The organism is Streptomyces sp. NPDC001714 (assembly GCF_042892755.1).
In the GTDB taxonomy this organism is placed as follows: Bacteria; Actinomycetota; Actinomycetes; order Streptomycetales; family Streptomycetaceae; genus Streptomyces.
On record NZ_JBIAUL010000011.1, the window covers coordinates 103,615 to 128,093 of the forward strand.

At 71.5% G+C, this 24,479-nt stretch carries 20 protein-coding genes; 10 read left to right on the forward strand and 10 right to left on the reverse strand.

The annotated features are described in order from the left end of the window. Positions 1-154 precede the first annotated feature (154 nt). The 4 genes from egtA to egtD are packed head-to-tail and all read left to right on the forward strand — an operon-like array spanning position 155 to position 4,543. A complete protein-coding gene (egtA, locus tag ACFY0P_RS27555; RefSeq protein WP_388918445.1) occupies positions 155-1,483 on the forward strand; it encodes an ergothioneine biosynthesis glutamate--cysteine ligase EgtA in 1,329 nt (442 codons plus the stop codon). Continuing rightward, positions 1,480-2,805 carry an ergothioneine biosynthesis protein EgtB gene (gene egtB / locus ACFY0P_RS27560; protein WP_388918449.1) on the forward strand — a complete coding sequence of 442 codons (1,326 nt, stop codon included), beginning with the start codon at positions 1,480-1,482 and terminating at the stop codon, positions 2,803-2,805. The genes egtA and egtB overlap by 4 nt, the downstream gene beginning before the upstream one ends. Beyond that, positions 2,805-3,584, forward strand: a complete 780-nt coding sequence (gene egtC / locus ACFY0P_RS27565) for an ergothioneine biosynthesis protein EgtC (protein ID WP_388918452.1) — start codon at positions 2,805-2,807, stop codon at positions 3,582-3,584. Before egtB ends, egtC begins: the two co-directional genes overlap by 1 nt. Continuing rightward, entirely contained in the window at positions 3,581-4,543 is a 963-nt protein-coding gene (gene egtD / locus ACFY0P_RS27570) for an L-histidine N(alpha)-methyltransferase (RefSeq protein ID WP_388918455.1), read from the forward strand. The genes egtC and egtD overlap by 4 nt, the downstream gene beginning before the upstream one ends. A 141-nt stretch (positions 4,544-4,684) precedes the next feature. Here the strand turns inward: egtD and ACFY0P_RS27575 are convergent, their stop codons facing one another. Then, positions 4,685-5,914 (reverse strand): extracellular solute-binding protein, encoded by a 1,230-nt coding sequence (locus tag ACFY0P_RS27575; RefSeq protein ID WP_388919053.1) that lies wholly within the window; start codon positions 5,912-5,914, stop codon positions 4,685-4,687. Positions 5,915-6,145: 231 nt separating this feature from the next. On the opposite strand from ACFY0P_RS27575, the gene ACFY0P_RS27580 reads away from it, so the two are divergent. Continuing rightward, a complete protein-coding gene (locus ACFY0P_RS27580) occupies positions 6,146-6,361 on the forward strand; it encodes a dodecin (protein WP_293996087.1) in 216 nt (71 codons plus the stop codon). A 10-nt stretch (positions 6,362-6,371) separates the two neighbouring features. Here ACFY0P_RS27580 and ACFY0P_RS27585 read toward each other — a convergent pair whose 3' ends face one another. Further along, on the reverse strand, positions 6,372-6,863 hold the full coding sequence (locus ACFY0P_RS27585) for a hypothetical protein (RefSeq protein WP_388918458.1): 492 nt from the start codon (positions 6,861-6,863) through the stop codon (positions 6,372-6,374). A 144-nt stretch (positions 6,864-7,007) separates the two neighbouring features. Between ACFY0P_RS27585 and ACFY0P_RS27590 the strand changes: the two genes are divergently transcribed. Next, on the forward strand, positions 7,008-8,006 hold the full coding sequence (locus ACFY0P_RS27590) for an LLM class flavin-dependent oxidoreductase (RefSeq protein WP_388918461.1): 999 nt from the start codon (positions 7,008-7,010) through the stop codon (positions 8,004-8,006). A gap of 9 nt (positions 8,007-8,015) precedes the next feature. Here the strand turns inward: ACFY0P_RS27590 and ACFY0P_RS27595 are convergent, their stop codons facing one another. Further along, positions 8,016-10,487, reverse strand: coding sequence for an ATP-dependent Clp protease ATP-binding subunit (locus tag ACFY0P_RS27595; RefSeq protein ID WP_388918464.1), 2,472 nt, complete (start codon positions 10,485-10,487; stop codon positions 8,016-8,018). A 213-nt stretch (positions 10,488-10,700) separates the two neighbouring features. Here ACFY0P_RS27595 and ACFY0P_RS27600 point away from each other — a divergent pair, with 213 nt between their 5' ends. From ACFY0P_RS27600 to ACFY0P_RS27610, 3 genes are all read left to right on the forward strand, one after another. After that, the gene (locus tag ACFY0P_RS27600; RefSeq protein WP_351500267.1) at positions 10,701-10,892 is read left to right on the forward strand and encodes an antitoxin; all 192 of its coding nucleotides are present in this window, start codon (positions 10,701-10,703) and stop codon (positions 10,890-10,892) included. Between the two features lie 71 nt (positions 10,893-10,963). Beyond that, positions 10,964-13,309, forward strand: coding sequence for an ATP-binding cassette domain-containing protein (locus tag ACFY0P_RS27605; RefSeq protein WP_388918467.1), 2,346 nt, complete (start codon positions 10,964-10,966; stop codon positions 13,307-13,309). Positions 13,310-13,352: 43 nt separating this feature from the next. Further along, positions 13,353-14,753, forward strand: coding sequence for a DUF3500 domain-containing protein (locus ACFY0P_RS27610; RefSeq protein WP_388918470.1), 1,401 nt, complete (start codon positions 13,353-13,355; stop codon positions 14,751-14,753). On the opposite strand, the gene ACFY0P_RS27615 is transcribed toward ACFY0P_RS27610, so the two are convergent. The 5 genes from ACFY0P_RS27615 to ACFY0P_RS27635 all read right to left on the reverse strand — a co-directional run bounded on the left by ACFY0P_RS27615 (position 14,708) and on the right by ACFY0P_RS27635 (position 20,107). Then, positions 14,708-15,592 (reverse strand): lysophospholipid acyltransferase family protein, encoded by an 885-nt coding sequence (locus ACFY0P_RS27615; RefSeq protein ID WP_388918473.1) that lies wholly within the window; start codon positions 15,590-15,592, stop codon positions 14,708-14,710. The genes ACFY0P_RS27610 and ACFY0P_RS27615 overlap by 46 nt on opposite strands. Then, the gene (locus ACFY0P_RS27620) at positions 15,589-16,365 is read right to left on the reverse strand and encodes a GNAT family N-acetyltransferase (protein WP_388918476.1); all 777 of its coding nucleotides are present in this window, start codon (positions 16,363-16,365) and stop codon (positions 15,589-15,591) included. The genes ACFY0P_RS27615 and ACFY0P_RS27620 overlap by 4 nt, the downstream gene beginning before the upstream one ends. A 372-nt stretch (positions 16,366-16,737) precedes the next feature. Then, complete coding sequence (locus ACFY0P_RS27625) at positions 16,738-17,487, reverse strand: succinate dehydrogenase/fumarate reductase iron-sulfur subunit (protein WP_388918479.1); 750 nt, start codon at positions 17,485-17,487, stop codon at positions 16,738-16,740. Further along, entirely contained in the window at positions 17,484-19,433 is a 1,950-nt protein-coding gene (locus ACFY0P_RS27630; RefSeq protein ID WP_388918482.1) for a fumarate reductase/succinate dehydrogenase flavoprotein subunit, read from the reverse strand. The genes ACFY0P_RS27625 and ACFY0P_RS27630 overlap by 4 nt, the downstream gene beginning before the upstream one ends. A 2-nt stretch (positions 19,434-19,435) precedes the next feature. Continuing rightward, on the reverse strand, positions 19,436-20,107 hold the full coding sequence (locus ACFY0P_RS27635) for a succinate dehydrogenase (protein ID WP_388919056.1): 672 nt from the start codon (positions 20,105-20,107) through the stop codon (positions 19,436-19,438). A gap of 119 nt (positions 20,108-20,226) precedes the next feature. Between ACFY0P_RS27635 and ACFY0P_RS27640 the strand changes: the two genes are divergently transcribed. Next, entirely contained in the window at positions 20,227-21,111 is an 885-nt protein-coding gene (locus tag ACFY0P_RS27640) for a LysR family transcriptional regulator (RefSeq protein WP_388918485.1), read from the forward strand. Positions 21,112-21,248: 137 nt separating this feature from the next. Here the strand turns inward: ACFY0P_RS27640 and ACFY0P_RS27645 are convergent, their stop codons facing one another. Both ACFY0P_RS27645 and ACFY0P_RS27650 read right to left on the reverse strand, forming a co-directional pair. Continuing rightward, entirely contained in the window at positions 21,249-23,393 is a 2,145-nt protein-coding gene (locus ACFY0P_RS27645; RefSeq protein ID WP_388918488.1) for a putative bifunctional diguanylate cyclase/phosphodiesterase, read from the reverse strand. Then, positions 23,390-24,202: an SAM-dependent methyltransferase gene (locus tag ACFY0P_RS27650; RefSeq protein WP_388918490.1), complete on the reverse strand. Its 813-nt coding sequence runs from the start codon at positions 24,200-24,202 to the stop codon at positions 23,390-23,392. The genes ACFY0P_RS27645 and ACFY0P_RS27650 overlap by 4 nt, the downstream gene beginning before the upstream one ends. Between the last annotated feature and the right edge of the window lie 277 nt (positions 24,203-24,479).

Genomic DNA, 24,479 nt, shown 5'->3' on the forward strand with positions numbered 1-24,479 from the left:
AACACGTGAGGAAGCAGAGGTTACCGATCTAGAACGTCCCGATAGGTGCCCTTGTGCGAAACGACGTGAAGGTCTTGGGTGGGACGGACGATGCCGCCCCGAGCGTATCCACGGCCGGGACGGTGGCATGGTGGAATCTCAGGAGGATCCCGACATGTCCGACTCAATATCCGACAGCGGTGACTGTACCGACGGGTCGGTGAGAACCGACTTCTCGGACGACCGCACGGCTGTCACCGAAGCCGAGGTGGAGGCCCTGGTCAAGGGCATCTGCTTCAAGACCGGCCCGCCCCGCACGCTCGGGGTCGAAGTGGAATGGCTGGTCCACGAGCTGCGCAGCCCGCAGCTCCCGGTGACACCCGAACGACTCGAAGCGGCCTACGCCGCACTGCGCACGGTGCCCCTGGGGTCGGCGCTCACCGTCGAACCCGGCGGCCAGCTGGAGCTCAGCTCGCCGCCCGCCGCCTCCCTCACGGAGTGCATCGGCACCGTCTCCGCCGACCTGGACGCCGTCCGCAAGGTCCTCGCCGTACAGGACCTCGGACTCGTGGGCGTCGGTCACGATCCCTGGCACACCCCCCGTCGCTTCCTGCGCGAGCCGCGCTACGACGCGATGGAGACGTGCCTGGACCGCACCGGCACCGCAGGGCGTCACATGATGTGCGCCTCGGCGTCCGTCCAGGTCTGCCTGGACGCCGGCCACGAGGAGCCCGGCCCGCTCGGGTTCACCCGGCGCTGGTGGCTCGCCCATCAGCTGGGCCCGGTACTGGTGGCCGCGTTCGCGAACTCCCCGCTGGTCGGGCACCGGCCCACCGGCTGGGTCTCCACCCGGCAGCTGCTGTGGATGGAGATCGGCGCGGGCCGCGCGGGCGGACCCCCGCTGGACGGCGACCCGCGCACCGCCTGGGCCCGGCACGTCCTGGACGCACCGGTGATGTGCGTACGGCAGGAGGCCGGCCCCTGGGAGGTTCCCGAGGGCCTGACCTTCCGGGCCTGGACCCGGACCGGGACGCCCACCGGCGCGGATTTGGCGTACCACCTGACCACGCTGTTCCCGCCGGTCAGGCCGCGCGGTCATCTGGAGCTGCGGATGATCGACGCGCAGCCGGGCGACGACGGGTGGATGGTGCCGCTGGCGGTGACGGCGGCGCTGTTCGACGACCCGGAGGCCGCCGAGACCGCGTACCGGACGGTGAAACCGCTGGCCGAGCGGGCGGGGCCGCGGCCCGCCCCGAACAATCCGCTGTGGATCGACGCGGCCCGCAGCGGGCTCCGCGACCCGGAGCTGCACGAGGCAGCCGTCGCCTGTTTCACGGCGGCGCTGGAGGCCCTGCCGAGGATCGGCGCGAGCTCCGAGGTCATGGGCGCGGTGGCGACGTACCGGGACCGCTACGTGCTGCGGGGCCGCTGCCCGGCCGACGACCTGCTGGACCGACTGCGCGGCACGGCCGGTCGCGCCCATGGGAAGGACATCAGCGCATGACCGAGACCGACGTCGACATCGACATCGAGACCCTGCGGGACCGGGCACTGAAGTCCCTGACCACGGCCCGTGACCGCACCACGCTGCTGACCAGCTGCGTGGAGGGGCCCGACCTCACCGCCCAGCACTCCCCGCTGATGTCCCCGCTGGTCTGGGACCTCGCGCACATCGGCAACCAGGAGGAGCTCTGGCTGCTGCGCAACGTCGGCGGCCGGGAGGCGATGCGCCCGGAGATCGACAGCCTCTACGACGCCTTCGAGCATCCGCGCTCCGAGCGGCCCTCGCTGCCGCTGCTGCCGCCCGCCGAGGCCCGGCAGTACGCGGCGGAGGTGCGCGGCCGGGCCCTGGACCTGCTGGAGGGCGCGGCGTTCAGCGGCACCCGGCTGACCGAGGCGGGCTTCGCCTTCGGGATGATCGCACAGCACGAACAGCAGCACGACGAGACGATGCTGATCACCCATCAGCTCCGCAAGGGCCCCCAGGCCCTGACCGCCCCGGACCCCGCCCCGGCACCGTCGTTCACCGGCCCGTCCGAAGTCCTGGTCCCCGGCGGCCCGTTCACCATGGGCACCTCCACCGAGCCCTGGGCGCTGGACAACGAACGCCCCGCGCACCGGCGGGAGGTGGCGCCCTACTGGATCGACACCACCCCGGTGACCAACGGCCGCTACCTGGAGTTCATGGCGGACGGCGGCTACGAGAACGAGCGCTGGTGGACGCCTGAGGGCTGGGCGCACATCCGGCGGCACTCCATCTCGGCACCGCAGTTCTGGCACCGGGAGGGCGACCAGTGGCTGCGCCGCCGGTTCGGGGTCACGGAGGTCGTGCCGCCCGAGGAGCCGGTGCTGCACGTGTGCTGGTACGAGGCGGACGCCTACGCCCGCTGGGCCGGGCGCCGGCTGCCCACCGAGGCCGAGTGGGAGAAGGCCGCCCGGCACCACCCCGGCGAGAACCGGTCCCGGCGCTACCCGTGGGGTGACGCCGACCCGGCCCCGAACCACGCCAACCTGGGCCAGCGGCATCTGCGCCCGGCCCCGGCGGGCAGCTACCCGGAGGGCGAGTCCCCGCTGGGGGTACGGCAGTTGATCGGAGACGTGTGGGAGTGGACGTCCAGCGACTTCCTCCCCTACCCCGGCTTCAGCGCCTTCCCGTACAAGGAGTACTCGGAGGTGTTCTTCGGCCCCGAGTACAAGGTGCTGCGCGGCGGTTCGTTCGCCGTGGACCAGGTGGCCTGCCGGGGGACGTTCCGCAACTGGGACTACCCGATCCGGCGGCAGATCTTCTCCGGCTTCCGCACCGCCCGTTCGGCGGAGGCCGCCTGATGTGCCGTCACCTGGCCTGTCTGGGACCCGAGGAGCCGCTCGGCCGGCTCCTCGTGGAGCCCGCGCACTCCCTCTACCGGCAGTCGTGGGCACCCCGGCTGCAGCGGTACGGGACGGTCAACGCGGACGGTTTCGGGGTGGGCTGGTACGCCCCGGACGATCCGCAGCCGGCCCGCTACCGGCGCGCCGGGCCGATCTGGGCCGACCAGTCCTTCGCCGACCTGGCCCGGGTCGTGCGCACCGGCGCGCTGCTGGCCGCCGTCCGGGACGCGACCCTGGCGGGCGCGGACGCGGAGGCCGCGGCGGCGCCGTTCGCGGCGGGCCGCTGGCTGTTCAGCCACAACGGGGCGGTCCCCGGCTGGCCGCAGTCGCTGGCGCCGCTCGTCCCGCTCCTGCCCCCGACCGACCTGCTGTCGATGGAGGCCCGCACCGACTCGGCGTTCGTCTGGGCGCTGGCCCTGCACCGGCTGCGGTCCGGTACGGAGCCGGGCCCGGCGCTGGCCGAAACGGTTCAGCAGGTAGCCGAGGCGGCACCCGCGGCCCGGCTCAACCTCCTCCTCACCGACGGCGAGACCATCACCGCCACCGCCTGGGGCGACAGCCTCCACTACCTCGCGGAACCCGGCCTGCGCACCGTCGTCGCCTCCGAGCCGTACGACGACGACCCGCGCTGGCAGGAGGTCCCCGACCGCACGCTGCTCACCGCGAGCCGCGCGGGCGTCGTACTCGCCCCGGTCGAGGACCTGGCATCGGTACCACCTAAGGAGCCTTGTACGTGAGTCCCTTCCGTGTCACCCGCACCCTTCCCGAGGACGCGACGGACGCCGCGCTGCGCGCCGATGTCCTGACCGGCCTCACCGCCACGCCCAAGACGCTGCCGCCGAAGTGGTTCTACGACGCCCGGGGCAGCGAGCTGTTCGAGCAGATCACCGAGCTGCCCGAGTACTACCCGACCCGGGCCGAGCGGGAGATCCTGCTCACCCGGTCCGGCGAGATCGCCGCCGCGAGCGGTGCCCGCACCCTGGTGGAGCTGGGCTCGGGCTCCTCCGAGAAGACCCGCCTGCTCATCGACGCGCTCACCGACCTCGAGGTGTACGTCCCGGTCGACGTCAGCGAGAGCGCGCTCACGCAGGCCGGCGAGGCGCTCGTCGCGGAGCGGCCGGGGCTGTCCGTGCACGCCCTGATCGCCGACTTCACCGGCCGCCTGGAGCTGCCCGAGACGCCGGGGCCCCGGCTGCTGGTGTTCCTCGGCGGCACGATCGGCAACCTGCTGCCCGCCGAGCGGGCGGAGTTCCTGGCCTCGCTGCGCCGGCGGCTCGCGCCCGGCGACGCGCTGCTGCTCGGCACCGACCTGGTCAAGGACGAGGGGGTGCTGGTCCGGGCGTACGACGACGCGGCCGGGGTGACGGCCGAGTTCAACAAGAACGTCCTCGCCGTCGTCGACCGGGAGCTGGACGCCGACTTCGATCCGGACGCCTTCGACCATGTCGCGCTGTGGGACGCGGAGAACGAGTGGATCGAGATGCGGCTGCGCTCCCGGGTGTCGCAGACCGTGAAGGTGCCCGCGCTCGACCTGGCCGTGGACTTCGCGGCGGGCGAGGAGCTGCGCACCGAGGTGTCGGCGAAGTTCCGGCGGGCCGGCGTTACCGCCGAGTTGGCCGGTGCCGGGCTGGAGCTGACGCATTGGTGGACCGACGCGCAGGAGCGCTTCGCGCTGTCGCTGAGCGTCGCCCGCTGAGTGGTCCGCCCCAGCGCTCCGCTGAAAGTGCCGCGGCATGTCGTCGGTCGTCTACAGCACCGTTGTGGCTGGTCGCGCAGTTCCTCCCCCAGCCTTCGGCCGGGGGTACCCCCAGCGCCCCTTTGGGGCACTTGTGCCGGGTCACCCGAAGTCCGGTGCGAGTAGTTCGGTGATGCGGCGGGAGGCACGGCGGGCCTCGGTCTCGGGGTCCGCTCCGTCGAGGACCTTGGTCATGTAGCCCTTGATCGGGTTGTCGGCCTCCACCGCGGGCCAGTCCGGGGTGTGGGGGGTCGCCCGCCCCTGTGCGGCACCCGCCGCCATGGCGGCGACCCCCTCCTCCCCGGCCACCGCGCCCGCCAGCGTGGTCTTGTTGGGCACGTAGTTCATGGTGCGGGCCAGTTCGGTGTCCCACTTGGCGCCGGTCAGCGCGCCGACGACGGCGGTCGCGTCGTAGGGCCGGTCGGTGTTCTGCGGTACGACGAGGTCGGAGCCGCCGGTGAAGACGGCACCCGGGTGGGCCGCGGTGAGACCCGGCACCGGGAAGTAGCCGATCTGGTCCTTGAGTTCGGGGTTCTCCTGCACGATGGACTGGGCGAGGCCGGGCACCGCGACGATCTGTGCCACCTGTCCGCCCGCGAACACCTGGGCCTGGGGCGGGTGTTCCTCGTCGGCGTCGACGGGTCCCTTGCCGAGGGCCTGGAGTTGCCGGTAGAAGTCCATCCCGCGCAGCGCGGCCGGGCTGTCGAGGGTGCCCTTCCAGTCGGCGTCCGTCTCCTGGGCGAGGTCTCCGCCCTCGTCCCAGATGAACCCGGAGAGGGTGTACCAGTCCTGTCCGGCGAGGTAGATCCCCTGATCGCCACCGGAGTTGAGCTTCTCGGTGTCGGCCAGCCACTGCTGGCGGGTCTTCGGCGGGGCGGTGATCCCGGCTTTCCCGAACAGGTCCTTGCGGTAGATGACGACCCGGTTGGCGGCGTACCAGGGGATGCCGTACTGGCGGGAGTCGTCCCGGCCGGGCTCGGCGAGGCCGGGCAGCCAGTGCTCCTTGCCCCAGTCGCGCATCGACTCCAGGGTGAGGTCGGTGAGCCGGCCGTCCTCCACGTACTGCGGGACCTGGGTGTTGCCGACCTCGATGACGTCGGGCGCGTCGGCGGAGTCGCTCTTCAGGGCCGCCTGCACCTTGTCCACGATGCCGGTCCAGTCCTGGATGCGGATGTCCAGGCGGATGTCCTTGTGGGTGCGCTCGAAGTCCGCGGTGAACCGGTGCAGGAAGTCCGCCGAGGCGCTGTTCCGCATCAGCCAGACCGTGACCGTGTGGCGCCCACCCCCTTCGCCCGGCAGGACTCCACAGGCGCTCAGCAGGGCGGCGGACACACAGACGAGGGCGAGCGGGCGGCAATGTCTCACGGGGGGTTCCTGTTCTGTCTGGCGGACAGGCGAAGAGGGCCCGACGTGGGGGAAACGAGCACCGGGGCTCGTACGGGTGTACGGGATTTTGGTATGGACCAATACGGAGGGTCAAGTGCTGTAGGCGTTTCGGAACCGACGCCTCGCGCTCCGCTTCCGGATGCGGCACCGTGGAGTGACGACGAGAGGAGCTTCCCGATGACGAACCACACCTACCGGGTCACCGAGATCGTCGGCACCTCGCACGAGGGCATCGACCAGGCCATCCGCAACGGTGTCGCACGCGCCAACCAGACCCTGCGCAACCTGGACTGGTTCGAGGTCACGCAGGTCAGGGGCCAGATCGAGAACGGGCAGATCGAGCACTACCAGGTAGGCCTGAAGGTGGGCTTCCGCATCGACGAAGAGGGCTGACGCCGTACCGTCAGGTCCGCCCCTCCCCCTCCTGGGCCTGTTCCAGCGCGGCCGAGCGGTCTGCCCAGCGGGCCCGCACGACGGTGAACCCGGCCCGTTCGGCGGCGTCGCACACCAGCTCGTCGTCATCGACCAGGACGCGGACCTCGCCCCGCTCGGCCAGCCGACGCAGGATCTCCAGCTTGGTGTGCCGGGCGGGCCTGCGGTCGGCGTTGCGCCGCATGTGCACGCGCCCCTCGGGCAGCCCGTGCGCGGCGAGCCACTCCAGCGTGTCGCGGCGGCAGCGCTCGGGCCGCCCCGTGAGATAGACGATCTCGCACTCCTCGGCGCTCGCCACGACCAGCGCGATCCCCTCCGCGATCGGCGGATCGTGCGGCGCGGCCGCGAAGAACGCGTCCCAGTCCCGGGGCTTGCACTCCAGGAACCGCTGCCGGTGCGCGGTGTCGGCGAGGGTGTTGTCGATGTCGAACACGGCGATCGGACGCTTGCTGCTCTCGGTCACCCGGCAACCCTAGAACGCGACGGCCCTGGCAGTTCGGCGAAGGCGGAACGCGACGACCCCGGCGGTTCGGCGAAGGCGGCCCCAGGGTGCCCACGCGGCCCGGCCCGGCGGGAATCCCGTGGCCGCGCGGCTGTTGAACCCTGTGTGAACGCAACCATCGCCCGGACCCGGTTCTCCGTCCTCGACCGCTCCCGCACCCGGGAGGGGCACGCACCCGGTGCGGCGCTGCGGGACACGGTGGCACTGGCGCGGGAGGTGGAGGCGCTCGGCTACCACCGCTTCTGGGTGTCGGAGCACCACGGGGTGCCCGGGGTCGCCGGCTCGGCACCGACCGTGCTGGCCGCCGCCGTGGCCGCCGCGACCCGGACCATCCGGGTCGGGACCGGCGGGGTCATGCTGCCCAACCACCAGCCGCTGGTCGTGGCCGAGCAGTTCGGCGTGCTGGAGTCGCTGTACCCCGGGCGGATCGACATGGGGCTCGGCCGGTCGGTGGGTTTCACCGACGGCGTGCGCAAGGCGCTCGGACGCGGCAAGGGCGACGCCGAGGACTTCGCGGCGCAGCTCGGCGAGCTGCTCGGCTGGTTCGAGGGGACCTCGCCGACCGGGGTGCGGGCCCGCCCGGCGGAGGGGCTGCGCGTGCCGCCGTTCGTGCTGGCGATGGGCGAGGGCGCGGACATCGCGGCCCGGGCCGGGCTGCCCATGGTCATCGGCGACCTCCGGAGCCGCGAGAAGATGCGGCGCGGGATCGAGCACTACCGCGACCGCTTCCGGCCCTCGCCGTGGGCGGCCGAGCCGTACGTCGTGGTCTCGGGGACGGTCGCCGTCGCCGACACCCCCGAGGCGGCGCGTCGGCTGCTCGTCCCGGAGGCCTGGTCGATGGCGTACTCCCGCACCCACGGCGCGTTCCCGCCGCTGCCCCCGGCCGAGGCCGTCGAGGCCCGGACCATGACCGCGAAGGAACGCGGCTTCTACGAGTCCGGGCTCGCCGGGCACATCGCCGGCACCGAGGACCAGGTCGCGCACGAGCTGGAGACGGTCCTGAAGGAGACCGGCGCCGACGAGGTGCTGGTCACCACGAGCACGTACGACCGTGCGGCGCTGCTGGACTCGTACCGGCGGCTGGCCGGGATCGTGAACCCCTGACCTGTCCGGTCAGACCGTGGCCGGCTTGTCGGAGCGGATCACGATCTCGCCGTTCGCCGCGTCCACCACCGCCCGCTCGCCCGCCACGAGCTGACCGGACAGCAGCAGGTCGGCGAGGCGGTCGTCGACCTCGCGCTGGATGGTGCGGCGCAGCGGACGGGCGCCGAAGTCCGGCTCGTGGCCGAGGTTGGCGAGCAACTCGGCGGCCGCGTCGGTGACTTCGAGGGTGACGTCCTGGGCGTGCAGCCGGTGCCGAGTGTGTTCCAGCAGTAGTTCGACGATCTGGCGGAGTTGGGTGCGGTCCAGGCCGCGGAAGACGATGATCTCGTCGATGCGGTTGAGGAACTCCGGGCGGAAGTGCTGCTGCAGAGCCGGCATCACGGCCTCGCGGACCTTGGTGTAGTCCTCCGTCCCGGCGGCCAGGATGCGGTCGGCGCCGATGTTCGACGTCATGATGACGACGGTGTTCTTGAAGTCGACGGTACGGCCCTGGGCGTCGGTGAGGCGGCCGTCGTCCAGGAGCTGGAGCAGGGTGTTGAAGACGTCCGGGTGCGCCTTCTCCACCTCGTCGAGGAGCAGCACGGCGTACGGCTGCCTGCGCACCGCCTCGGTGAGCTGGCCGGCCTCCTCGTGGCCGACGTATCCGGGCGGGGCGCCGACCAGCCGGGAGACCGTGTGGCGCTCCTGGAACTCGCTCATGTCGAGGCGGATCATCCGGGTCTCGTCGCCGAAGAGGGCGGCGGCCAGGGCGCGGGCCAGCTCGGTCTTGCCGACGCCGGTGGGGCCGAGGAAGAGGAAACTCCCCACGGGCCGGTCGGGGTCGCTCATGCCGGCGCGGGCCCGGCGGACCGCGCGGGCGACGGCGGTGATCGCCTCGTCCTGGCCGACCACCCGCTCGTGCAGGTGCTCCTCCAGCTTCATCAGCCGCTCCCGCTCCTCCTCGGTGAGCTGGGCGACCGGAATGCCGGTGGTGCGGGAGACGACCTCGGCGATGTCCTCGGCGGTGACCCTGGGCGCGTGTTCCTCGGTGGTGCCGGCCTGGTCCAGCTCGGCCTCGGTCGCCTTGATGCGGTCGCGGAGCTCCTTGGCCCGCTCGTACTCCTCGTCGGCGACGGCCTGGTCCTTCTCCCGGTTCAGGGCGGCGATCCGGTCCTCGATGTCCCGGGTGTCGGTGGGCGGGGTCTTCGAGCGCAGCCGGACCCGGGCCGCCGCCTGGTCCATCAGGTCGATCGCCTTGTCGGGCAGGAACCGGGAGGTGATGTACCGGTCGGACAGCTCGGCCGCCGCGACCACCGCCTCGTCGGTGATGCGGACCTGGTGGTGGGCCTCGTAGCGGTCGCGCAGGCCGCGCAGGATCTCGATGGTGTCGTCGACCGTGGGCTCGCCGACCAGGATGGGCGCGAACCGGCGCTCCAGGGCCGCGTCCTTCTCGATGTGCTTGCGGTACTCGTCGACGGTGGTCGCACCGATGAGGTGCAGCTCGCCGCGGGCCAGGGCGGGTTTGAGGATGTTGCCGGCGTCGAGGGTGCCGTCGCCACCGCCTCCGGCGCCCACCACGGTGTGCAACTCGTCCAGGAACAGGACGAGTTCGTTGCCGTGCTCGCGGACCTCGTCGAGCAGTTTCTTCAGCCGTTCCTCGAACTCGCCCCGGTACTTGGTGCCGGCCACCATCCCGGCCAGGTCGAGGGAGACCAGCCGCTTGCCCTCGAGGGTCTTGGGCACGTCCCCGGCGACGATCCGCTGCGCGATGCCCTCCACGATGGCGGTCTTGCCGACACCCGGGTCACCGATCAGCACCGGGTTGTTCTTGCTGCGCCGGGAGAGCACCTCGATGGTCTGCTCGACCTCCTCGTCCCGCCCGATCACCGGGTCCAGGCGCCCGGCCCGGGCGTCCTCGGTGAGATCACGGCCGTACTCGTCGACGGTCGGCGTCGTGCTGGGCTTCTTGCGCTCCCCCGCGCCCTCGGCCGGCATCCGGGTCGGCTCCCAGCCGCTGTCGCCGAGCGCCCGCCCGGCCGCCGACTCCGGGTTCGCGGCGAGCGCGCGCAGCAGGTGCTCGGGGCCGATGTAGGAGGCGCCCTCGGCGCGGGAGATCTGGTAGGCGTCGAGCAGGGCACGTTTGGCGGCCGGGGTGAGTGCGGTGGGCTCGGACTTCCCGCCGCCCCCGTGGCCGGCGGTGAGCCGCTCGCGGAGCTGGTCGGGGTCGGCGCCCGCCTCGGTGAGCAGCCGCCGGGTGGAGTCGTGGGCGGTGGCGGCGGCCAGCAGATGCCGGGCGTCCAGTTCCTCGCTGCCCTCGGCGGCCGCGAGGTCCCGGGCCTCCGCGACCAGCTCCCGGGCCCGTTCGGACAGCAGACTGCCGATGTCCACGCGCTGCGGGCGGCGGGGCTGGGTACTCGCCCCCGAGCCGCCGAAGAAGCGGGACATCAGCTCGTCGAACTCCTCGAAGGGACTGCGTCCGAATCCGAAACCGGAAGTGCTCATGGGGCCGGGCCTTTCTGCGGACGGCTGTGCGGGGCGGCGCCGCGTGGCGGCTGCGCGAGAGCCTTTCCGGAGGGCTGCGCGATCGGCGGCGATCCGCGTCTTCCAAGCTCGCACAGGCGCGCCGGGCCCGCACGGGGACGGCCGCCGAGATGCGGACGGCGCCCCGGCCGGTGACGCTGGGGGTGGAAGCCGCAACCAGCGAGGAGGGCTGCCATGTCCATGCTGGACAAGCTCAAGGGGATGCTCAAGGGCCATGAGGACCAGGCCAAACAGGGCGTCCAAAAGGGCGGCGACATGATCGACCAGCGGACCGGAAACAAGTACCAGTCCCAGGTCGACATGGGTCAGAAGCAGGCCGACGACTACATCGAGCGGGAGCGGAGGCAGGGCAACCCTCCGCAGTAGAGAGCTGCCCGGGCTAGGATCGCGGGGTTTGTCCCTGCCCCGCGAGCCGCCCGTCACGGAGTGTCCGTCCGATGCACAGCCCCCACGACCCGTACGTCCGCGTCCGTGGCGCCCGTGAGCACAACCTCAAGGGCGTCGACGTGGACATCCCCCGGGACGTGCTGGCCGTCTTCACCGGTGTGTCCGGCTCGGGGAAGTCGTCCCTGGCGTTCGGCACGATCTACGCCGAGGCCCAGCGGCGCTACTTCGAGTCGGTCGCACCGTACGCGCGCCGGCTGATCCACCAGGTCGGGGCGCCGAAGGTCGCCGAGATCAGCGGGCTGCCGCCGGCGGTCTCGCTGCAGCAGCGCCGCTCCGCCCCCACCTCCCGCTCCTCGGTCGGCACGGTCACCAACCTGTCCAACTCCCTGCGCATGCTGTTCTCGCGCGCCGGGGACTATCCGCCGGGCGCCGGGCGGCTCGATTCCGACGCGTTCTCCCCGAACACGGCGGCGGGCGCCTGCCCCGAGTGCCACGGTCTGGGCCGGGTGCACCGGACGACCGAGGAGTCGCTGGTCCCCGACCCGTCGCTGTCCATCCGCGAGGGCGCGATCGCCGCCTGGCCGGGCGCCTGGCAGGGCAAGAACCTCCGGGACATCCTGGACGCACTCGGCCACGACGTCGACCGGCCGTGGCGCGAACTGCCCGCGGAGCAGCGGGAGTGGATCCTCTTCACGGACGAGCAGCCGGTGGTCACCGTGCACCCGGTCCGGGACGCCGACCGCATCCAACGGCCGTACCAGGGCACGTACATGAGCGCCCGCCGGTACGTGCTGAAGACCTTCTCCGATTCCAAGAGCCCGACGCTGCGGGCGAAGGCGGAGCGGTTCCTGACCAGTGCGCCCTGTCCGGTGTGCGGCGGCAGCAGGCTGCGGCCGGAGGCCCTCGCCGTGACGTTCGCGGGCCGTACGATCGCCGAGCTCGTCGCGCTGCCGCTGACCGAGCTGGACGGACTTCTGGGCGACGCCGCCGACCGGAACGAGTCCGAGACCGTGCGGGTCCTCACCTCGGACCTCACCTCCCGCATCGCCCCCGTCGCCGAACTGGGCCTCGGCTACCTCAGCCTCGACCGGGCCACGCCCACCCTCTCGGCGGGCGAGCTCCAACGCCTGCGCCTGGCCACCCAGTTGCGCTCCGGGCTCTTCGGTGTCGTCTACGTCCTGGACGAGCCGTCGGCCGGGCTGCACCCGGCGGACACCGCGGCGCTGCTGACGGTGCTGGCGCGGCTGAAGGCGGCCGGGAACTCGGTGTTCGTGGTGGAGCACCACCTGGACGTGGTGCGCGGCGCCGACTGGCTGGTGGACGTGGGTCCACGGGCCGGAGAGCACGGCGGCGAGGTGCTGCACAGCGGACCGGTGGCGGAGCTGGCCGGGGTCGCGGAGTCGGCCACCGCCCGCTACCTGTTCGCGCGGGATCCCGTCCCGGCACGCCGGCCGCGGCCCGTCAAGCACTGGCTGAGGGTCGGCCCGGTGACCCGGCACAACCTGCGCGCGGTCACCGCCGAGTTCCCGCTCGGTGTCCTCACGGCCGTCACCGGGGTGTCGGGCTCCGGCAAGTCGACGCTGATCGGCGAGATCACCGAGGAGCCGGCCGAGGTCGGCCGCCTGGTCTCCGTCGACCAGAAACCGATCGGCCGTACCCCGCGGTCCAACCTGGCCACCTACACCGGCCTGTTCGACGTCGTACGGAAGGTGTTCGCGGACACCGAGCAGGCGCGGGCCCGCGGTTACGGCGTCGGGCGGTTCTCCTTCAACGTGTCCGGCGGCCGGTGCGAGACCTGCCAGGGCGAGGGGTTCGTCAGCGTCGAGCTGCTGTTCCTGCCGAGCACCTACGCGCCGTGCCCGGACTGCGGCGGGGCGCGCTACAACCCTCGGACGCTCGAAGTGACGTACCGGGGGCGGAACATCGCCGAGGTGCTGGACCTGACCGTGGCGGGCGCGGCGGAGTTCTTCGCGGACACCCCGTCCGTCGCGCGCAGCCTGGCCACTCTCCTTGACGTGGGCCTCGGCTATCTGCGGCTCGGGCAGCCCGCCACGGAGTTGTCCGGCGGCGAGGCCCAGCGCATCAAGCTGGCGGGCGAGTTGCAGCGCGGGCGGCGCGGCCACACGCTCTATCTGCTCGACGAGCCGACGACGGGACTGCACCCCGCCGATGTCGACGTGCTGATGCGGCAGTTGCACGGGCTGGTCGACGCCGGGCACTCGGTCGTGGTGGTCGAGCACGACATGACGGTCGTGGCGGACGCCGACTGGGTGATCGACCTGGGGCCGGGCGGCGGGGACCGGGGTGGGCGGATCGTGGCGGCGGGCCCGCCGGCCGAGGTGGCCCGGGCCGCGAACAGCGTCACCGCGCCCTATCTGTCCCGTTCCCTGCCCTGACGGTCTTCAGGAACGCTTCAGGTTGCCCCGGAACCTTGGGCGCATGCACGGACACCACCCCCGCACCCCCGAAGCCGAGCGCAGCCGCCGCTGGTTCATGAACAAGGCCCTGCTCGCCGGCGGTGCCGCCGCGCTGGCGACCATGACCGGCTGCTCCGACGGCTCGTCGAACGCGTCGAGTTCGCCCTCCGGAGGCCCGAACGGCGGCATGCCTTCGGGCGGTCCCGGCGGAGCCGGTGGCATGGGCCCCGGCCAGACCGAGGTCAAGTACAAGGACTTCACGGGCGTCACCACGGACGGCAAGGTCGTCGACGACCTGTACTCGATCCACTCCACCGACGTCTCCACGGACAAGGTCGTCAAGGCCGCGCAGGAGTTCCTGGACGGGCTCAGCGCGAAGGAGCGCAAGTCCTGCACCTTCGACGTGGCCGACGACGAGTGGCTGGCCTGGAGCAACGTCGACGGCTACGAGCGCAAGGGTGTCCGGATGGGTGACATCACGGACACGAAGCGGGAGCTGGGCTACACGCTGCTCGGTGCCGCGCTGTCCGCGAAGGGTCTCACCCAGACCCGCAACATCATGAAGCTCAACCAGTTCCTGGGCGACTACAACGGCGGCAACCGGGAGACCCTCACCGAGGGCGCGTACTTCTTCACCTTCATGGGCACCCCGTCGACCAGCAAGCCGTGGGGCTTCCAGTACGAGGGTCACCATGTCGCCATCAACTACTTCGTCCTCGGCGACCAGGTCGTGATGACGCCGACCTTCATGGGCTCCGAGCCGACCTCGGCCACCTACAAGGGCGAGAAGATCACCCTCTTCAAGCCGGAGACCAAGGCCGGTCTGGCCCTGCTGCGCTCCCTCACCTCGGCCCAGCGCGCCAAGGTGATCGACTCCAAGGTGGGCAAGTCCGGCACCGACATGAAGGCGGGCGCCGGCTCCGACAACCTCGAGCTCGCCTACCAGGGCCTGCCCGGCTCCGAGCTCACCTCGGCACAGCAGGACAAGCTCCTCGACCTGGTCCGCGTGTACGTCGGCTACATGGACGACGGACACGCCGGGGTGAAGATGAAGGAGGTCGAGAAGTACCTGGACAAGACCTACTTCTACTGGCTGGGCGAGACCAAGGACACCTCGGCCTTCTACTACCGGGTGCACAGCCCGGCCGTCCTCATCGAGTACGACGCCCAGTCCCCGCTGGCCTACGGCACGAAGACCGGCACCGGCGGCGGCCAGCCCTCAGGACAGCCCTCGGGGCAGCCCACCGGCCAGATGACCGGGCAGCCCACCGGCGCCATGCCCTCCGGCGGGCCGGGCGGCGGTGGCATGGGCGGCCCGAACGGGACGCCCACCCAGCAGCACGTCCACACCATCATCCGCACGCCCAACGGCGGCGACTACGGTGTCGACTTGCTCAAGCTCCACTTGGAGACCGACCACTGAGAAGCCCCCTCGGGGCTCACCAGAGCCGCGTGCGTCCAGGCCGGCTCGTGGGTCACCGGCTGGGCGGCGCGGGCGAGGGTACGACGGTCCGGGTGGCTGCCGGCCGGTATCAGCGGACGTATGTCCACCTCGGCCACCAGGCCCCGGGTCGTCACCACTCGCCACAGGGAGGCCAGCAGCGTGTCCTCGCCGACATAGGCGGGCACGGTGCTGGCCGCTCCCGCTTCCAGCCGGTAGTGCAGCCGCACCGGCTGCACGGGCGCGCCGGCATCCAGCGCGGCCTGGAACACGGCCCGCCGGAACCGCCCCTGGGCCCGGCCGCACCAGGTGCTGCCCTCCGGGAAGGCGACCACCGCGGCGCCCTCCCGCAGCGCCCCCGCTATCCGGCCGACCGTGTCCGGCAGCGCGCGCAGCCGGTCCCGGTCGATGAACAGCGCCCCGGCCCCGGCGACCAGCGCGCCGGCCACCGGCCACTCGCGGATCTCCTTCTTGGCGAGCATCCGGGCCGGCCGTACGGCGGCCAGCAGCGGGATGTCCATCCAGGAGATGTGGTTGGCGACGAGCAGCACCCCGCCGCTGTCCGGCGCACGGCCGGTGATCCGCACCTGGACCCCGGCGGCCCGGACGAGCGTCCGGGAGAACCGGCGCACCCACTCGGTGGGGATCCTCCCCCGCAAGCGGGGGGACCCCCAGCCGATCGGCAGCAGCGCGATCGCGACGAGCATCAGGGCCACGACCGCCGCGAACCGCAGCACGGCCCGGGGCAGGGTCGTGAGGGACCCCGTGCGCTCCACGCACGCGCCCGGGGTGCAGGGCGCGCTGGGCAGCCAGACGCTCACCAGGCCGGGACGAGCGAGAGGAAGTGCCGCAGATAGCGCGCGTTGACGCGGCGCATCGACAGCAGCACGTACATGTCGGCGACCCCGAAGTCCGGGTCGTGCGCGGGCTCGCCGCACACCCAGGCGCCGAGGCGGAGGTAACCGCGCAGCAGGGCGGGCAGCTCGGTGCGTCCCTCGAGGGCCGGCACGCCGGGGACCCAGGGGTTCAGCGGTCGTACCCGGAACTCCTCCGGCGCGAGGTGCTTGGCCTGCACCCGGTCCCAGGTGGCGGCGGCGAGAGCGCCGCCGTCGCCGAGCGGGACGGAGCAGCAGCCGGCCAGCCACTCATGGCCGCGGTCCACCATGTACCGGGCTATGCCGGCCCAGATCAGGCCGATGACGGCACCGTCGCGGTGGGCGGGGTGCACGCAGGAGCGGCCGACCTCGACCAGGCCGGAGCGGATGGGGGCGAGCGGGCTGAGGTCGAACTCGCCCTCGGAGTACAGGCGGCCGGCGACCGCGGCACGCTCCGGCGGCAGCAGCCGGTAGGTGCCGACGACCTCGCCGGTGAGGGCCTCGCGGATGAGGAGGTGGTCGCAGTACGCGTCGAAGGCGTCCACGTCCAGTCCCGGCTCCGGCCCGTCGAGCCGGGCGCCCATCTCTCCGGCGAACACCTGGTAGCGCAGCCGCTGTGCGGCCCGGACGTCGTCCTCGTCACGGGCGAGCTGCACCAGGTAGCCGGAGTCCCCGGGCGGGGCGGCGAGAGCGGGGGGTGAGGCGGGCATGGCGGTCATGGAGGTCTCCTGCGCCGAGCGGAAGCTGAGGAAATCTGCACCTGCTTTCTTCCGTGGCAGGCTGGACTCGGCGTGACGTGCGCGGGACCCGTGGATGTGGGACTGCTGAATGCCGGGGGTCGGACCGTTTCCGGTCACTCACAGACGCCCGAGAGTAACGTCACCGTGATCAGACGCCCGTAAAGAGACGCGAGACGGGGCCGGTGAGCACCAACACCGACCCCGCCCGTCCGCACCTGACGGCGAACGTCTTTCACTTTTCAGCGCCCCGAAGGACAGCACGCCCCGCCAGGGGCGCTGGGGGTGCCCCGGCCGAAGGCTGGGGGAGGAACTGCGCGACCAGCCACGACGGCGCAGCACTCCGCAACGGCGCTACCGCTTCCCCACCTTCCGGTTGGCCCGCAGCCACTCCCGATTCATATTGGTGATCGACATCAGCGGAATCCCCTTGGGACAGGCCGTCGCGCACTCCCCCGTCAGCGTGCAGCCCCCGAACCCCTCCACATCCATCTGCGCCACCATGTCCAGCACCCGCGTCTCCCGCTCGGGCGCCCCCTGCGGCAGGACGTTCAGGTGATTCACCTTGGCGGACGTGAACAGCATCGCCGCCCCGTTCGGGCACGCGGCGACGCACGCCCCGCACCCGATGCACTCCGCGTGCTCGAACGCGAAGTCGGCGTCGGCCTTCGGCACCGCCGTGGCGTGGGCCTCCGGCGCCGCCCCGGTCGGCGCGGTGATGTACCCGCCGGCCTGGATGATCCGGTCGAACGCCGACCGGTCGACGACCAGGTCCTTGATCACCGGGAACGCCGACGCCCGCCACGGCTCGATGTCGATCGTGTCCCCGTCCTTGAAGGACCGCATGTGCAGCTGGCAGGTGGTGGTGCGCTCCGGCCCGTGCGCGTCCCCGTTGATCACCAGGGAGCACGCGCCGCAGATGCCCTCGCGGCAGTCGTGGTCGAAGGCGACGGGATCCTCGCCCTTGAGGATGAGCTCCTCGTTGAGGGTGTCGAGCATCTCGAGGAACGACATGTCGGAGGAGATGCCGTCCACCTCGTACGTGGACATCGCGCCGTCGGCGTCGGCGTTCTGCTGCCGCCAGACGCGCAGGGTGAGCTTCATGCGTAGCTCCGCTGGGTGGGGTGGACGTACTCGAAGACCAGGTCTTCCTTGTGCAGTACCGGGGCGTCCCCGGTGCCGGTGAACTCCCAGGCGGCCGCGTACGCGAACTCGTCGTCCTTGCGGGCGGCCTCGCCGTCGGGCGTCTGGGACTCCTCCCGGAAGTGGCCGCCGCAGGACTCGGCGCGGTGCAGCGCGTCGAGGCACATCAGCTCGGCCAGTTCCAGGTAGTCGACGATGCGGTTGGCCTTCTCCAGGGACTGGTTGAACTCCTCGCCGGTCCCCGGCACCTTGATCCGCCGCCAGAACTCCTCACGGATCTGCGGGATGCGCTCGAGTGCCTTGCGCAGCCCGGCGTCCGTACGGGCCATGCCGCAGAACTCCCACATCAGCTCGCCGAGTTCACGGTGGAAGGAGTCCGGCGTCCGGTCGCCGTCGACGGACAGCAGCAGGTTCAGCCGGTCCTCGGTCTCGGCCAGCACCTCCTGGACGACGGGGTGTTCGGCCGTCACCGCCTCCTGGTGGGGGTTGCGGGCGAGGTAGTCGTTGATGGTGGCCGGGAGCACGAAGTAGCCGTCGGCCAGGCCCTGCATCAGCGCACTCGCGCCGAGCCGGTTGGCGCCGTGGTCGGAGAAGTTGGCCTCGCCGACCGCGAACAGGCCGGGGACGGTGGTCTGGAGGTCGTAGTCGACCCACAGCCCGCCCATCGTGTAGTGCACGGCGGGATAGATCCGCATCGGCACCTCGTACGGGTCCTCGTCCGTGATCCGCTGGTACATGTCGAAGAGGTTGCCGTACTTCGCCTCGACGGCCTTCCGGCCCATCCGCTTGATCGCGTCGGCGAAGTCCAGGTAGACGCCCTGCCCGCCGGGGCCGACGCCCCGCCCCTCGTCGCAGACGTTCTTCGCGGCACGGGAGGCGATGTCGCGCGGGACCAGGTTGCCGAAGGACGGGTAGATGCGCTCCAGGTAGTAGTCGCGCTCGTCCTCGGGGATCCGGTTCGCGGGCCGGGTGTCGCCCTTTGCCCTGGGCACCCAGATCCGGCCGTCGTTGCGGAGCGACTCGCTCATCAGGGTGAGCTTGGACTGGTGGTCTCCGGTGCGCGGGATGCAGGTGGGGTGGATCTGCGTGAAGCACGGGTTGGCGAAGTAGGCGCCGCGCCGGTGCGCCCGCCAGATCGCGGTGGCGTTGGAGTTCATGGCGTTCGTCGACAGGTAGAAGACGTTGCCGTAGCCGCCGCTGGCGAGGACGACGGCGTCCGCGAAGTACGTGTCGATCCTGCCGGTGATCAGGTCCCGGGCCACGATCCCGCGCGCCCGCCCGTCGACGACGATCACGTCGAGCATCTCGGTGCGCGGGTGCATCTCCACGTTCCCGGCGGCGATCTGCCTGCTCAGCGCCTGGTAGGCGCCCAGGAGCAACTGCTGGCCCGTCTGGCCGCGGGCGTAGAAGGTCCGGGACACCTGGACGCCGCCGAAGGACCGGGTGTCGAGCAGTCCGCCGTACTCGCGGGCGAACGGCACGCCCTGCGCCACGCACTGGTCGATGATCTCGACGGAGATCTGCGCGAGTCGGTGGACGTTGGACTCGCGGGCACGGAAGTCGCCGCCCTTGACGGTGTCGTAGAACAGCCGGTGGACGGAGTCGCCGTCGTTGCGGTAGTTCTTCGCCGCGTTGATACCGCCCTGCGCGGCGATCGAGTGGGCGCGGCGCGGGGAGTCCTGGTAGCAGAACTGGACGACGTGGTAACCCTGTTCGGCGAGGGTGGCGCCGGCGGAGCCACCGGCCAGGCCGGTGCCGACGACGATCACGGTGTGCTTGCGCCGGTTGGCGGGGTTGACCAGCTTGGCCTCGAAACGGCGCTTGTCCCAGCGCTCGTTGACCGGTCCGGCGGGGGCCTTGCCGTCGGCGACCGCTTCGCCGGTCGTGTAGTTCACGTATTCGGTCATGTTCAGCTCACCACTCCGGTCATGACACCCACGGGTACGGCGATGAAACCGGCCGTGAGCAGCAGCGCGAGGACGTTGGCCGTGGCCTTGAGGGCGCGGTCGCGGGTACGGCTGCCGACGCCGAGGGTCTGGGCGGCGCTCCAGAACCCGTGCCGCACGTGCAGGCCGAGCGCGAGCATCGCGACGATGTAGATGACGTCGCCGTACCAGGTGGAGAAGGTGTCCACGACGTTCTGGTAGGGGTGGCCCTCCTGGAAGCCGCCGGAGTGCACGGTGCCGGTGGTCAGGTCGAGGATGTGCCAGACGATGAACAGGCCGAGGATGATCCCGCCCCAGCGCATCGTGCGCGTGGCGTAGCTGGCCCGGGGCCTGCCGTGCACGTACTTGGTGGGGCGCGCCTTGAGGTCGCGGCGGCTGAGCTGGTAGGCGGACGTGGCGTGGGCGACCACGGCGACGACCAGGACGATCCGGATGAGCCAGAGCGTCCACTCGTAGTGCATGAACGGTTCGCCGATGGTGCGCAGCCAGTGGGCGTAGTGGTTGAACTCGCCCGCCCCGAAGTAGATCTTCAGGTTCCCGATCATGTGGACGACCAGGTAGAGCAGCATGATCAGGCCGCTCACGGCCATCACCGTCTTCTTGCCGACGGAGCTGTCCCACATCGTGCGCGCCATGGACGGCCGTCGGTCCGTCCGCGTTGCCAGAGCCATGGGGACGACGCTAGGGCCGGATGACCCGATCGGTCCAAGACATGGTACGGCTGGATTCCATAGCTGGAAGCTATCGTGTCACCATGCAGTTCCAGCAGCTTCAGTACTTCGTCGCCGTGGCCGAGACCCGGCACTTCACCCGGGCCGCCGAGCTGGTCCATGTCGCCCAGCCGTCGCTGTCCCAGCAGATCAAGGCGCTGGAGCGGGAGCTGGGGGCGGATCTGTTCCTGCGGGCGCGCGGGAACATCACGCTGACCGACGCGGGCGAGGCGCTGCTGCCGCTGGCCCGGCGGATCCTAGCGGACGCGGACACCGCCCGGCACGAGGTGCAGGAGCTGGTGCAGCTGCGGAGCGGCCGGGTGCGGCTGGGGGCGACGCCGAGCCTGTGCACCGGGTTGCTGCCGGACGTGCTGCGGGCGTTCCACGACCGGTATCCGGGGATCCAGCTGCTGATCGAGGAGAGCGGCTCCCATGACCTGGTACGGGAACTGGCGCGTGGGGCGCTGGACCTGGCGCTGATCGTGCTGCCGCTGCCGCCGGCGTCGCCCGCGCTGACGACCGTGGAGCTGCTGCGGGAGGACCTGGTGGTGGTGTCCTCGCCGGAGGCGACGGTGCCCGGGCGGGGGCGGGGTGGGGTGAAGATCTCCGATCTGGAGGGGGAGCGGCTGGTGATGTTCCGGCACGGGTACGACCTGCGGGAGCTGACCGTGGCCGCGTGTCGCTCCGCCGGGTTCGAGCCGGGTTTCGCCGTGGAGGGGGGTGAGATGGACGCGGTGCTGGGGTTTGTGCGGGCAGGTTTGGGGGTGGCCGTGGTGCCGCGGATGGTGGCCGCCCGGTCGGGGCGGGGGTTGCGGGTCACTCCGTTGGCTCGGCCGGGGTTGCATCGGACGATCGCGTTGGCGCACCGGAGTGATGTGGCGCCGCCTCGGGCTGCGCGGGAGCTTCAGCGGATGCTGTTGGAGAGGTGACAGCGCGTGGTCGGATGCCGGTGCGTGGTGGACGGACTCAAGGCTCCGCCGGCCGTCTCGGGGGCGGCTCGGAAACGGGCGAGAGCGTCGGCCCGGAGGGAGGATCCTCTCGGCCGACGCCCTCGGCGCGGGGGCGCTCAGCCGGTCGCGTCCACCAGTGCCAGCTCGTGCAGGCGTTCCGGTGGGCCCGGGCGCGCGTAGTACCAGCCCTGGGCGGTGTCGCAGCCCAGTATCCGGAGTTGTTCCGCCTGGGCCCCCGTCTCCACGCCCTCCACCGTGACCGCCAGGTCCAGACTGTGGGCCAGGGTGACGATGCCCTCCACGATCTTGAGATCGACGGGATCGGCGGGGAACTGCTGCATGCTCTGGGTGAAGGAGCGGTCCAGCTTGAGGATGCTCACCGGCAGGCGGCGCAGGTTCGCGAGGTTCGAGTAGCCGGTGCCGAAGTCGTCCAGGGCGATGTCCACGCCCATCTCGGCGAGGCGCCGCAGGGGTTTGAGGAGGTCGTCGTCGGCGCCGATGAGCGCGGACTCGGTGACCTCCAGGCAGAGGGCGTCGGGGGCCACTCCGGTGCGCTCCAGGATGTCCACCGTGTCCTGGACCAGGCCGGGGTGGGAGAGCTGGCACGGGGAGAGGTTGACGTTGATCCGCAGCGGGCCGGCGCTGTCGTGCTCACCATAGCGTTCTCGCCACTCGCGGGCCTGGCGGATCGACTCCTCCAGGACCCAGCGGCCCAACGGGACGATGAGACCCGTGTGTTCGGCGAGCGGGATGAACCGGTCGGGGCCGAGGACCCCGTGCTGCGGGTGCAGCCAGCGGACCAGGGCCTCGGCGCCGCGGACACTGCCGTCGCCGAGGTGGACCAGCGGCTGGTACTCGATGAAGAACTCGTTCCGGTCCAGGGCGGCCGGCAGCGCCGTGGTCAGGCCGTGCCGGGTGATCGCACGGGCGTCCGCCTCGGGGTCGGCCAGTTCGAAGCGGTTGCCGCCCGCCGACTTGGCCCGGTACATCGTGATGTCGGCGCTGCGCAGCACCTCGGCGGGGGTGCGCTCGCCAGCCGGGCCCTCGACGATGCCGATGGAGCCGCGGACCATGAGCTCACGGCCGTCGATGCTGATCGGGGTGACCAGGGCGTTCATGATGCGGTCGGCCAGGTCGTCGACCTCGCGCTGGGTGGCCGGGCCGGTGGTCAGGGCCACGAACTCGTCGCCGCCGAGCCGGGCGACCATCTCACCGGGCGCGGTCGCGCAGGACTGCAGCCGGTCGGCGACCTCCACGAGCAGCCGGTCGCCGGCCGAGTGGCCGAGGCTGTCGTTGATGGTCTTGAACCCGTCCAGGTCGAGGTAGCACAGCCCGAACCGCTGGCCCTCGCCGGCCGACAGGGCCTTCTCCAGGCGTTCGAAGAACAGCGTCCGGTTGGGCAGGCCGGTGAGCGCGTCGTGGGTGGCCTCGTAGCGCAGCCGGAGGTTGAGCAGACGGCGCTCGGTGGTGTCCTCCATGAGGGCCAGCTGGTACTGCGGTTCGCCGTCCGCGTCCCGGAGCAGGGAGACGGTCAGGTTGGTCCACAGGACCGTTCCGTCGGAGCGGTTGAAGGCCTTCTCGACGTGGTAGTGCTCGCGTTCGCCGCGGACCAGCTCCTCGTAGAGCCGCCAGGTCTGCGGTGCGTCCTCGGGGTGCACCCACTCCCTGACCTTGCGTCCGCGAACGTTCTGCTCGGTGCCGCCGAACATGCGCAGCAGCGCGCCGTTCACCTGCAGGACGTTGCCTTCGAGGTCGGCGATGCCGATTCCTATCGCCGCGCCCTCGAAGACGGCGCGGAAGCGGGCCTCGCTGGCGTGCAGCGCCTGCGCGACCACGCCCTGCGCGCGCAACGCGGCCTGGGCGATGGCCTCCTGCTCGGCCAGCGTGCGCTCGCGCAGCGCCTGGGCGAACCCGGCGGCCATCGCGTGCTGGATCCGCGAGGAACGCATCCGCAGCTCGTCCTGGGGGCCGTCCTCGCCGCAGTACAGAACCAGGTACGCGTCGACGCAGTCGAGGGAGCGGCTCAGCGCCTCGGGATCGGTGCAGTGCGCGTCGATCAGCGCGGCGCCCACCTGCCGGGCCTCGTCGGCGTCGAAGCCGTGCGCCAGCAGGATCTCGCTCAGCCGGCGGGCCAGCGGGAGGAGTTGTTCCTCGAACTCCGGGCGGGTCAGGGACGTCGAGGTGACCGGGAACACCGCCCGGCTCCAGATCGTCGCGAACCTGCGCAGTCTGTCCTCCGGGCCGCCCGGCTCCGCGGTCACGCCGCGATCCCCACGCCGGCGAATCCGGAGAAGGCATAAGGATCCTCGTCCTCCGGCGCCGACTCCGGCCGCCAGTGCGGCATCGGCACCAGTCCGGGTTCCATCATGTCGTACCCCTCGAAGAACCGCGCGATCTCGTCGCGCGAGCGCATGATCAGTGGGTTGCGAATGTCCTTGTATACGTCCACCGCGCCCTCGGCCCGCTCGGCCGGCAACGGGATTCCCTCGTACGAGGCATGCGTGAGAACAAGCAGGCTGCCGGGCGCGAGTGCGTCGCGCAGCTGTGCCACTGCCCCGTACGGGTCGTCCGCGTCTTCCACGAAGTGCAGTATGGCAACGAGAAGCAAGGCCACTGGCCGATTCAGGTCGATGAGACGCTCCACCTGAGGGCTCGACAGGATCTCCTGGGGCTTGCGGAGGTCGGCGGCGACCACGTCCGCGTGCTCGTTGCCCTCCAGGACGGCGTTGCTGTGCGCCACGGCCACCGGGTCGTGGTCGACGTACACCACACGGGCGCCGGGGTGCGCCGCCTGCGCGACCTCGTGGACGTTGCCGAAGGTGGGGATGCCGGAACCGATGTCCAGGAACTGGTCGATGCCGGTGCCCACCGCGTGGCGGACGGCGCGGCGCATGAAGGCGCGGTTGGCCTGCATGATCTTCGGCAGGCCGGGCAGGTGGGTCATCGCCTTGCGGGCCGCTTCCCTGTCGACCTCGAAATTGTGCGAACCGCCCAGGTAGAAGTCGTAGATACGCGAAACGCTCGGCACCGAGATGTCGATGCTCCGTGGGGCCCAGGCGGGACGCTCCATGTATCTCTCCAAGGCTGAGGCGATCCGGTGTTCGAGCTGAGGCTACTGATCGCCTGCGAACAGGGGTAGCCGAAACGGAAATTGACCATCCGTTCCCGGTCACTGCCTGGGAATTCGGTGTTCGGTTTGGGGTGTTCGGTTCGTTCGTCGGGTGCGAGTGGTTCGTGGTTGCTCGCGCCCACGCGGCGGAGCCGCATATCGGAACAGCCCCGCGCCCCTTTGGGGGCGCTTCACCTCGGGACGCCAAGAAGCCCGCCCCCTCCGTGCGGTGTGGAGG